This window comes from Gemmatimonadota bacterium (assembly GCA_009835325.1).
Lineage (GTDB): Bacteria > JAAXHH01 > JAAXHH01 > JAAXHH01 > JAAXHH01 > JAAXHH01.
The window spans coordinates 1-11,354 of the sequence record VXWP01000007.1 but is presented as its reverse complement, the minus strand read 5'-3'; the positions used below and the strand labels follow the sequence as shown (position 1 = coordinate 11,354).

Sequence of the window (11,354 nt, the reverse complement as noted above, 5' to 3'; positions counted from 1 at the left end):
GCCTTTATGCAGGCATGCAAGCTACACCAGTACAATATCACACCTGGCCAGAACGATTTCCTGCTCACCGGAGGTCATTGCGACGGTGCAATGTATCGAGTCAGGTGACTGGCTTTGGGGGTATATAAATTGATTGCTTGAAGAGACCTACGAGGACCTGTTGAATCTGCGTTCGATCTCTTCGAGTGGCATGCTGACCACGGTGGGTCGCCCGCGGGGTGTTACATAGGGCATTTCCGTGGCGAACAGATCGTTGACGAGCCCGTTCATCTCCTGCTGGGACAACGGGTCGCCCTTCCTGATACCGGCATGGCCGGAGAAGGTAAGGGCGACACGTTCTTCCGTCTTGAGGTTCTTCTCCGGCATTTCCTGCAGGTTTTCAATCATCCGGTTAAATAACGTGTCTACATCCTGGCTGTGGGCCATACAGGGTACGGCGTCGACGACCACCGTCTGCTCGCCGAACAGTTTCACATTGAATCCCAGCCGGGCGAAGTGATCGAAATGCTCCCGGACCAACGCGATCTGCGGCACCATGAGATCGAGGGTAACCGGAAACAGCAACTGCCGGGAGGGGGCGGATTCGTGGTCCATCGTCTTCAGCGCCCGTTCGAACAGCACCCGTTCGTGGGCGGCGTGCTGGTCGATGAGCATGAAACCGCCTTTGACCTGGGCCAGGATGTAGGCGTTGTGCAGTTGCCAGAGCGATACCATTTCCGCATCGCCGTGCTCCCTGACCGTTCCCGGTTCCCCTTCGTCACGCGCCCCGCCCTCCGTGTCCGCCGGGGTGTAGGTCCACTCGCCCGTGGAATCGCCGCCGTTTCCGCGCACGGGACTGAACAGGTCTATCTGGGCCCTGCGCACCGTGGCGGGTTCCTGTCCTGACGCACCTTGAGTGCCCGGCGCCGCGGCCGGCGCCATTCCGGAGATGTCCGGCGTGTCCGTATCGAAAACGGGAACCACGTCCGAGTTCTGCAGCGCCAGCCGAATGGCCCGCAGGAGCCGCTCATATACCCTGGACTCGTCGGAGAACCGGACCTCTCGCTTCGCGGGGTGTACGTTGACGTCCACCTGGTCGAGATCGATGTTCAGGAAGACGATGGATACGGGAAAACGTTCCCTGGGAAGAATCGAACCATAGCCTTCGAACACGGCGCGGTTCAGCGCGCGGCTGGATACCGGCCTGAGGTTGATGAACAGATGCTGGTGGGTACGGGAAACCCTGGCAGCGTCCGGCCGGCTGATGAACCCGTGTATCTTGACGAGGTCGTCGTCGAAGGTGACCGGGATCATCTGGTTCATGAGCGTGTTGCCCATGACGGCCTGCGCCCGGGTATAGGTGTTGGACACGGCGGGCAGGGAAAGGGTATCCCGGCCGTCGACCGTCAGCGTGAAGGCGATCCCGGGATAGGCCATGGCGATGGAGGAAACCACGGAAACGACATGGCGCGTCTCCGTACCCGTGGTCCGGAGGAACTTCCGTCGGGCGGGCACGTTGTAAAACAACTGCGAGACGGCGACCGTCGTACCCGCTGCCCGTCCGGCGTCCGTAACCTTCGGCGCCGAACCCCCGTCGATGCGGACGCGGGTCCCGGCCGCTTCGCCTTTCGTATTCGTCGTCAGGTCCACCCGGGCCACGGAGGCGATGCTGGCCAGCGCCTCGCCCCTAAAACCGAAGGTACCGATGCGGTAGAGGTCGTCCTCGCCGGCGATCTTGCTGGTCGCATGCCGTTCGAAGGCCAGTACCGCGTCCTCCCGGGTCATGCCTCCGCCGTCGTCCATGACGCGCATGAGCTGCTTCCCGCCCGACTTGATCTCCACGGAAATGCGCTCACCGCCGGCGTCGATCGCGTTCTCGACAAGTTCCTTCACAACCGAGGCGGGACGTTCGATCACTTCGCCCGCGGCGATCATGTTCGCCAGTTTCTCGGGCAATACCCTGATCTGATCAGCCATGCGTCACCGGAGTTTCCAACGTTTATTGTCCGTACGTGATCCGGTAGATCACCCCGGCGTAATCATCGGAAACGAGCAGGGATCCGTCCGGCATGACCTCCACGTCGGCCGGGCGGCCGGAGTACGCCTCGTCCACGAGCCAGCCCGCGGCGAAGTCCTCGTAACTCACGGCCTCGTTACCGTCCAGGCGCACCAGGGTGACCCGGTACCCGATCCGATTGTCCCGGTTCCAGGACCCGTGTTCCGCGATCAATACCTGGTTGCGGTACTCGGGCGGGAACATGTCGCCGGTGTAGAATCGCATGCCCACCGCGGCCACGTGCGGATCGAGGTCCTGCACGGGAGGCACCAGGGTATCCAGTGGACGCCGGCCGCCGAATTCGGGATCCGGTATGTCCGTGCCGTGGTGATACGGGAAGCCGAAATGCTGTCCGGCTTCGCTTACGCGGTTCAACTCGTCGGGTGGGACGTCGTTGCCCATGAGGTCCCGCCCGTTGTCGGAGAACCAGAGTTCGCCCGTGTCCGGGTGCCAGTCGAAGCCCACGGTATTGCGCACGCCGCTCACGTAGACTTCCAGGTCCGTTCCGTCCGGGTTCATGCGCATGATGGTCGCGTATCGCGGATCTGCGCGTTCGCAGATGTTGCACGGAGCCCCCACAGGAACGTAGAGCTTGCCGTCGGGCCCGAACCGGATGAACTTCCAGCCGTGATGACGGTCGGTCGGGAAACCCCGGCTGACCACGACCGGTTCGGGGGGATCGTCCAGCCTGTTTTCGATGTCGTCATACCGGAGCACCACGTTGATATCGGCGACGTAGAGCGCTCCATCCCGAAAAGCGATGCCGCTCGGCATCTTGAGCCCGCTGTCGAGGGTCAGCACCTCGTCGGCGACGAAATCCCCGTCCCGGTCCCTGACGGCGTACACATTCCCTGCACGCCGGGAACCCACGAAGAGGGTGCCGCCCGGTCCGATCGCCATAGCCCGCGCGTTGCGTACGCCGCTGGCGTAAACAGAGATCCGGAAGCCTTCCGGCAACTGGATGCGGGAGAGGACGGGATCGGATTCAGGGGATTCGCCACCGGGCGCGGGGGTGTTTCCGCACGCAGCGACCACCAAGTAGCCCAGCAGGAACAGACGTGGTGCCCAAAGTCGGATTGCGGTCATTGGAACGGGCCGGCGGTGATCGATGCGGGCGTTAATTTCGGCCGGAGACGCGCGGAGCGTGCCAGGGTCCTGAAGTACGTTACGGTCCCTCCCAAGGTAATAATCCGGGGGACGCAAATCAAGGACAAACTGATGCTTGCTTTTGGTGAAATCGACCGTTAATGTTTACCACGAGTTTTTCCGAAGGATACCTTTTGAAGGACGGTCATGTCGCGTATCGAACAACTCCACAGCCAGGGTATTCAAGCGTATCCCGCCCGGACCGGCAGGACGCACACGGTGCGGCAGGCGCGGGAATACGGAATCTCCGGAAACACGACCGTCCTTGCCGGCCGGCTGGTCCGGCTTGATCCACGGGCCGGGAGCGGAGTGCTCGAGGACTGGACGGGCACGGTCGACCTCGTCCTGGACGAACCGGCCTTGTCCGGCATGCTTGCGCACATGCGCGTCGGCGACCTCGTGGAATGCGCGGGTACATGGGAGAACGACGCATACACCGTTTCCAGTCTCAGACTCCTGGCGCCCTGCCTGCGCGGCGCCCACGAACCGGAAGCGGCCGGCGCCGGATCTGAACCTGAAGCGGCCGGTGCCGTGCGCCTCCGGGCACGTCTCATGGCCGGGACCCGAGCCTACTTCGAATCCCGCGGCTTCATCGCCGTGGACACGCCGACCTTCATGACCGTTCCGGACCTGACGCCGGCCCTGAGTTCCTTTCGAACGGAATACGTGGACGGCGAAGGCGGACCGCGGACCCTGTACCTGCAGACCTCGCCCGAACACTATATGAAACGCCTGCTGGCGGCGGGCTGTGAACGGATATACCAGATCTGCCGGTTCTACCGAAACGGGGAACGGTTCGACACCCACCATCCCGAGTTCACCGGCCTGGAGTGGTACGAGGCCTACGCCGATTACGAGACGGTCATGGCCACCACGGAGGATTTCGTGAACTCACTGGCCGAGACGCTCAACCATGCCTGCGAACTGACCTACCGGGGAACCACGATCGACCTCCGGCCTCCCTGGCCGAGGTACAGGGTGCGGGATTGCTTCCTTGACCGGTCTGGGATCGACCTGGATGCCTGCGACGACCTGGAGGCGTTCTCGTCCGCAGCCAGGGCCAGGGGTTACGAGGTTCGCGAAGACGATGACTGGGACGACCTGTTCCACCGAGTTTTCCTGACGGCCGTGGAACCCGCGCTGCCCGCGGACCGGCCGGTCTTTCTGACGGAGTATCCCGCCCGGCTGCCGTCGCTGGCGCGCCGGGTTCCGGGCAACCCCCGGTACGTGGAACGATTCGAACTGTACATGGGCGGGCTGGAACTGGCCAATGCCTTCACGGAGCTGAACGATCCGGTGGAGCAGCGCACCCGATTCGAGGCGGACCTGGGGGTAAGGCGATCGAAGGAAGGCCCGGACCACTACGACGGAGGGGTGGACGAAGCGCTGCTGGCGGCCCTCGAATACGGGATGCCTCCGTCGGGCGGCATCGCCTTCGGCCTGGACCGATTGGCAATGTTGTTCGCCGACGTCGAAACGATCGATCCCGTGATCATGTTCAGGGATTTCTGACCGATACGAGGAATCTGAAACTCGCCGGCCGGTCTTCATGAAACACGCCGGCCTGTCTTAAGGAGGATGGCATGCGGGCACTGATGTACCTGGGAACGCGTCAGATGGAAATGCAGGAGGTCGAGGAACCCGGGGTCACGCCCGGCCACGCCGTGCTGAAGGTCGGGGCGGCGAGCATATGCGGTTCGGACCTGCACGGCTTTCTGGGCAAGAGCGCAAAGCGGGTCCCTCCGCTGATTATGGGGCACGAATTCACCGGCGAGGTGGTGGACCTGGGCCGCGGCGCGGAAGGGCTGTCCATCGGTGACCGGGTCACGATCAACCCGATCCTCTCCTGCGGCCGGTGCGACGAGTGCCTCCGGGGACGCACCAGCATCTGCCCTCACCGAACGGTCATCGGCATCGAGCATCCCGGGGCCTTCGCCAACTACGTTTCCGTGCCTGAAAAGTCCTGCTTCAGGCTTCCGGACCACGTGGGCGACCTCGAGGGCAGCATGGTCGAATCCCTCTCGAACGCGCTGCATATCTTCGACCGGAGCCTGCACGGGTTCATCCGGAGCGTGGCCGTCATCGGCGCGGGCACCCAGGGGCTCCTCGCCCTGCAGGTGGCGCGGCATATCGGGGCGACCCGCATCGCGGTGACGGACAGGGTGCCCTCGCGCCTGGCGCTGGCCACCTCGATGGGCGCGACTCACGCCATAGACGTCCGGGCGGACGACCCCGTGGAAGCCGTGTTCGACATGACGGACGGCCAGGGGGTGGACCTGGCGGTCGAAGCGGTGGGCCACACGGCGACGCAGGAACAGGCCGTGCGGATGCTGCGGCAGGGCGGCGAAGCCGTGCTGCTGGGCCTCGGCGCCGAAGCGCCCATGGCCATTGACGGCGTGGCCATGGTCAACAGGGAACTGGTCGTGCGCGGTTCCTATGCCTACACGAGCGTGGACTTCGCCTATTCCCTCGAACTCATCTCCACGGGCAAGATCGACGTCGCCTCCATGGTCGTCGAAAGAGACCTGGAGCAGGGACCCGGGATTTTTACGAAACTGGTGGACGACCCGGGCGACCTGATCAAGGTGGCGCTGGTGCCGGGCTCATGAGACGGTCTCCTTGCGGCCCTGCGGCCGGCAGCAGGATCAGCGGCCCGGACCGTGCAGCCGCAGGGCATTTCTGAAGTACTCCTGGGAGACCCAGCGCGTGTTGTAGGCGCTTTGGTACGCGCGAAGTTCGGCGTCGTCCGGGTAACGGGATTCCGGACCGTAAGGGTAGCCGGCCATCCCGTGAAAAGGAAGCGGTTCGATCGTGGCGGCCGTCGCCGTGTTCAGGTCGCCTTCCTTCAGCCAGCCGTCGGTGTGCAGGACGAAGTCTCTCGTCCAGCCGGGCGGTGGTTCGGGCAGGTCCGCCGCATCGAAGGTCACCTTGATTTCCTCCCCCGAACTGTAGATCACATATCGGTTGTCGGATGCCTGCAGCAGGGGCGTCACGTCGCCGTACCGTGTTCGGTATCCCGCGAAAGGCAGCCACTGGGGTTCGCCGCTCAGCACCTGATAATCCCGGATAAACGGACCATAGGGCGCGGTCCGGTACTCCCGTGAGTAGCCGCGATAGTGCAAATCCGCGGTGTCGGGCGACAGCCGGGTAATGCGCGTTTCGGCCCGCACAGGCTCGTCGACGGTGTAAAAGGCCTCGCTCCAGTACAATTCCAGGTTCGTGGTGAGCCTAACCCGGTAGTCTTCGGCGGGAAAACGGTCCGTCAAATCGATGAAAACGGTCTTGTGTTCCCCCGACGGAAAGCCGGTATAGGGGATGGTTGTTTGCCACTGCCCGTCGGCGTCCGGCACTTCCAGGTACGGCGGGACAACGGCGACGTTCCTGCGCTGGGACAGGGCCAGGTTGGAACTGGGCTCGATCGGCATGATCCAGCCGCACAGGTACAGGTGGATCCGATCCGCACCCTTCAGATCGCCCAGGTCCAGCGTAATGGAATGCATTTCGGGAACGCCCTGAAAGTCGCCGAGCTCGTAGTCGCCCACGTACAGGCTGTCTCTGGCGGCGAGCGCGGGCAGGATGTCGTTACCGTGGTGGTCGCGAGCGGCCACGGGCAGCCGCGGGTCCGTCACCGTATGGATTTCGAGATCCGGGTAGGGCGGCGGGAGGTACTTTTCATCCACGAAGATGTCCGTCTCCGCCGGGTGGTCGACGACCAGCAGTTCCATTTTGTCCATGTACACGGCGTCCCACAGTTCCTCCACGACCCGGACCTCGAACTCCCCGTCCAGCATCCGCAGCTGGTCGCCCCGGATCTTCACGAAGTCGTTCGCCGCGTCCGGCCAGGCCGGCGCGCCGGTCTCCGTCAGGGCGCCGATGGCGCTCCGCGTCATCAGGTGGGTAACGAAGACGAACCGGTCGCCGTTCCAGGTGTACAGCGACGGGCACGATCCCTTGAGCCGCTGCGGTTCGATGATGAGCGTGAGGGATTCCGGATCGATCCGGTTCTGGGGGACGCCGTTGCTCCAGACGACCCGGATCACGTCGGCCTTTTCCCGGCTGCCGAGCCCGACGTGGGTAACAGCCGCGTCGACATGTAGAGACTGGTAGTGCGACCCGGCGTTTACCTCTATGGTCGACCCGATGCCATAGAAATTGTTCTTCCCGCTTCCTTCCAGGGCCGCTGCAAGCTGTACCTTGAGCCAGCCGTTCGCGTTGCCGCCGTCGTTCCGGAGCAACAGGGGACGACCTTCGGTGAGCAACACGAGATCCAGGTCGCCGTCATCGTCCAGGTCGCCGGCTTCCACGTCTTCGACGTTCGCAGGGAGGCCGGGGAGTAGGTTAGCCCTTTCCTCGAATTCACCGTTCCCCAGGTTCCTGATCAGCCGCAGTCCCGGCCGGTCCGGCACCGAGGTGCCCGCGAGCACGAGATCGATGAACCCGTCATTGTCGAAATCGAAGGGGCGGATGGCGGCGACATCGAGACCGTCACAGGCGGCGCCGAACGCCGGAGGCGTGTCCTCCCTGTCGAAACGGTATCCATTGTCGTTCCACAAAAGCCGGCAGCCTTCGGAGGCAGTCCCCGCCATGAAGAGGTCCAGCGCGCCGTCGTTATTGAAATCGGCCGCGGCGACCAACTTCGCGCCGCCCCACCGGATTCCGCCGAAACGTTCCGTCCAGTCTACCCACCTGCCCTGTCGCAGGTTCCGGTAGAACCGGTGCGCGCCGTCGTCGAACAGCACGACGACGTCCACGGCGCCGTCCAGGTCGAAATCGCCCCAGGCCAGCGGCTGGGCGGGCGGCAAGGCGGCAATACCATCTGCGGCAACAACATCTGCGGTAACAACATCCGCGGTAACACCTTCAGCGTTCCGGCCGGGAGCGCCGGACGCCGATTCGAGGAAACCCGTGGCGGATGTACCTTCTTCAAAAACCCCGTCCTCGGTGTGTCGATAAAACCGAAGTGAGCCCATATTGGACTCCAGGATATCCAGGTCGCCGTCGTGGTCGAAATCTGCCCGGGAAACGGCGGAGAATAGCCCCGGGCTTTCTCCCGGGTCCAGGGTCTGCGCCAGGCCGAATGTCCCATCCCCTTCGTTGCGGTACACCTGGGGTGATGATGGGCCGGCCACCAATATGTCTATATCGCCGTCATTGTCGAAGTCTCCCGGGATCAGTTGAAAAACCGTGTCTCCCGGTCCCGGTATCGAATCGTCCATACCCGACCATGGACTCAAAACGGCCTCCCAACCATCCACGCGGTTGCGCAATACGGTCAGTCCTAGCCGGCCCGCCAGCGCCAGGTCCGGCCGCCCGTCCCCATCCGCGTCCGCCAGTACCAGGTCCGTCCACTGCTCCTCTTCGGACAGGTTACCTTCCATCCATTCGTCGCCCGCATCCACGAACCGCATATCAACGAGTGAATCCGCGGCCACTTCCGCCAGTTCGGTCGGTGCCGTCCGGAAATCGTAGAGCGGGGGCGACTGTTGTGAAGGATCCCCCAGGCGGTCCCGCGATGCCCGGTAGGCCGGGTCCACCACCAGCAGGTTGCCCAGGATGCCCGCGCTGGACTCGGCTTCTGCCCCATCCCCGCGGTTCAGTGCGTCCAGCGTCCGGTCCAGCCAGGTCTGAAGGTCTTCGGGAACGGGTTCGAGCAACCCGGCCATCCGCCGGTACCCGGCCGATGCTTCCCGCGAGCGTCCCAGCCGGACCAGGATTTCATTCAGCTCGACGAGCACGGCCAGGTTTTCCGGTTCATGTTCGAGCATGGCCTGCAGCTCTTCCAGGGCATCCTCCTCCTGGAGATCCGGACCCCGCAGCCTTCTCATCTCGGTGAGATACTTGTACCGGAGCACCACGTCGGACGCGTTGTGACCAACGGCGTGGGCTAACAGGCCCAGGGCGGCTTCGCGGTCTCCCCGCGCCGCCACGATATCGGATTTGATGGAAAGGACTTCACCGTCTTCCGGGGCAAGATCCACGGCCCGGTCGACGGATGCGGCGGCCTGCTCGTAGTCTTGTAGTTTCAGCAGTGCGAGGGCCCGGTTCGCGTGACCGAGCGGCTCGCGAGGCACCAGCCGGGCCACCGACTCGAAGGAACCTGCCGCGCCTTCCAGGTCGTTCCGGTACAGGTAGGCCAGCCCGGTGTGCTTGGCGGAAAGGGCTTCCTCCCACACGTCGCGGGAAGGGGCGGACTCGCCACAGCCCGCGAGCAGGCACGCGGCCATCGTTATCCACGCGGCCATAAATACACCCGTAATGCCATTTACCATCCGCATTGAGCGTCACCTCTGATGGGAAAGGACTAGAGCCGGTTGATGGCCATCAGTTCGCTGCCGCCGTCCCGCGTCACGCTTTTCAGGGCGATGGCCACCCGGTTTTCCTCGTCAAGTGCGTCCCAGTACGCCCCCATGACCTCTCCCGCCCCGCCTTCCAGGGGCATGAGCAGGGGATCACCCGAAAATGCCGGCAGCGGTTCGCCGTCGCCCATGTAGGTCGTCAGGCACAGTCCCCGTCCGGGCGGAGGCGGGTCAGGCCGGTACGTCAGCCGGTCGGTAAGGCTGGGATCGGCCGGATTCGCCCGGAGTACGCTCAGTGATACGGCGGGCGGCCCGTTCAGGTCAAGCATGCCGCTGATCCGGGGCGTGTAGTTCGGCGCATCGGGCTCCCGTTCCCGGGTGGCCAGTGCGGCCTCGAAGGTCCCACCGCCGCGCAGCGCGTCGTATATCGTCCGCGACTGGTCGCCGTTGGCAACGATGTATGTCCCCGGCAGTTCGAGCATGGCCGGGTAGATGATCAGCTCCGGTGCGTCCAGCCTTGCGGGATCGACCGGTTCCGTGCGTAGCACCGGCCCATCGATCGCGAACCGCCGGTTCCGGCTGCTTTCGCTGCGGCCCATGATCCAGTAGAGCAGGAACCACGCGTCGCCGCCGGCCGACCGGCCTATGATCAGCCCCCGTCCCGGATAGCGGTTCGAGGCGATATGCCGTGCGAAGTTCCGTGCCGGGACTCCGGAGTCGTTCATGGGGCGCACTTGAACCGATCCCTTCATTCGAACAGGCTCAACTGATTCGGGTCTTTTTCGAGGGTTCTTTCCCGGGGCGCCCGTTCCTCTGCGACGTCGCGGTCCAGGAGGAGAAGCGCGTCCGTCACGTCGCCGGTCACTTCCGCTGCCGAACCTTCGTGGACGGGTTTCAGCAGCAGGACTTCTTCCGGTTCGATATCGGGGTCGGACAACAGCACCGCGCTGTGCGTGCTGACCAGCACCTGCCGGCCGGTGTTCCGCTGCATGCGCAGGATCAGTGCGGCGAGCCGGTTGACGATGCCCGGGTGCAGGCAGAGCTCGGGTTCCTCCAGGAACAGCATGGATTCCCCTTCGAGCAGCGCCCACAACATGCCGATGAGCCGTAATGTCCCGTCGGAGAACTGGTCCTCCCGCTGGATACCCGCCCTGGGCCGCCAGTGGGCGTACAGCGCCTGGAGATGGGGGCGTCCGGTCTCCGGGTCCCTTATGAACTCGAGCTGCTCGAGCCGCGGCACGGCCGCCTTGAGCACCGCTTCGATCCGGGACAGGCGGGCTCTTCGGGTCCGGTCGTGTTCCCGGGCGATGCGGTCGAGGAAGTCCTGCCCGTAGGGGTCGCCCTCAAGTGTCCGGCCGCCGATCAGGTCCGCGTGGCGGAGCAGCGAGGGAACCAGGTGATGGTAGGTGATGGCCTGAAAGTACCGGGCGATCTCTCGGAACGCCCGGTTGGCAGTGATCTGCTCCAGGTAGGTCTGGGTAAGCCGTACGATGTCTTCCCGGTCCTCCTCGTTCGGCCGGTCGAGAATGACGGTCTCGTCTCTGCTCACCCGTTCATAGGTGATCAGCGTGTGCCGGTTCCCCCTGGCCTGCTGCTTGAGCCCGAGTTCATAGCGCCAGGTCTCCCGCCCGTTCACCGGGTCGCAGAACCGCACCTCGATGGCGATATCCGGATCTCTGCGCGCGGCGAGATTCCTGATCTTGGTCATGCCGCCCCGGTCCGCGACGGCCTTTTGGAGTCCCCCGCCCTCCACCTTGGCAATGTCCCGGAGAAACCGGAACACGTCCATCAGGTTGGACTTTCCGGACGCGTTGGGGCCGACGACGAACTGCCGTTTTTGCCTATCGACGGCGATCCGCGGGAAGTTCAGCCAGTTT

7 protein-coding genes are annotated in these 11,354 nt (G+C 64.2%); 2 read left to right on the top strand and 5 right to left on the bottom strand.

Annotated features, from left to right (window positions below; genetic code table 11):
• Nucleotides 1–147: 147 nt before the first annotated feature.
• Together mutL and F4Z81_00760 are read right to left on the bottom strand one after the other, a co-directional pair.
• A complete protein-coding gene (mutL, locus tag F4Z81_00765) occupies nucleotides 148–1,956 on the bottom strand; it encodes a DNA mismatch repair endonuclease MutL (protein ID MXW03578.1) in 1,809 nt (602 codons plus the stop codon).
• Nucleotides 1,957–1,978: 22 nt separating this feature from the next.
• Nucleotides 1,979–3,121, bottom strand: coding sequence for a sorbosone dehydrogenase family protein (locus tag F4Z81_00760; protein ID MXW03577.1), 1,143 nt, complete (start codon nucleotides 3,119–3,121; stop codon nucleotides 1,979–1,981).
• A gap of 207 nt (nucleotides 3,122–3,328) precedes the next feature.
• On the opposite strand from F4Z81_00760, the gene genX reads away from it, so the two are divergent.
• Nucleotides 3,329–4,693: an EF-P lysine aminoacylase GenX gene (genX, locus tag F4Z81_00755; GenBank protein ID MXW03576.1), complete on the top strand. Its 1,365-nt coding sequence runs from the start codon at nucleotides 3,329–3,331 to the stop codon at nucleotides 4,691–4,693.
• A gap of 71 nt (nucleotides 4,694–4,764) precedes the next feature.
• A complete protein-coding gene (locus F4Z81_00750; protein MXW03575.1) occupies nucleotides 4,765–5,790 on the top strand; it encodes an alcohol dehydrogenase catalytic domain-containing protein in 1,026 nt (341 codons plus the stop codon).
• A 36-nt stretch (nucleotides 5,791–5,826) separates the two neighbouring features.
• Here the strand turns inward: F4Z81_00750 and F4Z81_00745 are convergent, their stop codons facing one another.
• The 3 genes from F4Z81_00745 to F4Z81_00735 all read right to left on the bottom strand — a co-directional run.
• Nucleotides 5,827–9,456 carry a hypothetical protein gene (locus F4Z81_00745; protein ID MXW03574.1) on the bottom strand — a complete coding sequence of 1,210 codons (3,630 nt, stop codon included), beginning with the start codon at nucleotides 9,454–9,456 and terminating at the stop codon, nucleotides 5,827–5,829.
• Between the two features lie 26 nt (nucleotides 9,457–9,482).
• The gene (locus tag F4Z81_00740; protein MXW03573.1) at nucleotides 9,483–10,202 is read right to left on the bottom strand and encodes an inosine monophosphate cyclohydrolase; all 720 of its coding nucleotides are present in this window, start codon (nucleotides 10,200–10,202) and stop codon (nucleotides 9,483–9,485) included.
• A 23-nt stretch (nucleotides 10,203–10,225) separates the two neighbouring features.
• Nucleotides 10,226–11,354 (bottom strand): ATP-binding protein (locus F4Z81_00735; protein ID MXW03572.1); only part of this gene is annotated, 1,129 nt, incomplete at its 5' end.

Excerpts from the sequence above, each read along its gene's own strand:
- genX (MXW03576.1), top strand. The coding sequence starts at position 3,329 with ATGTCGCGTATCGAACAACTCCACAGCCAGGGTATTCAAGCGTATCCC.
- F4Z81_00750 (MXW03575.1), top strand. The coding sequence starts at position 4,765 with ATGCGGGCACTGATGTACCTGGGAACGCGTCAGATGGAAATGCAGGAG.
- F4Z81_00760 (MXW03577.1), bottom strand. The coding sequence starts at position 3,121 with ATGACCGCAATCCGACTTTGGGCACCACGTCTGTTCCTGCTGGGCTAC.
- mutL (MXW03578.1), bottom strand. The coding sequence starts at position 1,956 with ATGGCTGATCAGATCAGGGTATTGCCCGAGAAACTGGCGAACATGATC.
- F4Z81_00740 (MXW03573.1), bottom strand. The coding sequence starts at position 10,202 with ATGAACGACTCCGGAGTCCCGGCACGGAACTTCGCACGGCATATCGCC.
- F4Z81_00745 (MXW03574.1), bottom strand. The coding sequence starts at position 9,456 with ATGCGGATGGTAAATGGCATTACGGGTGTATTTATGGCCGCGTGGATA.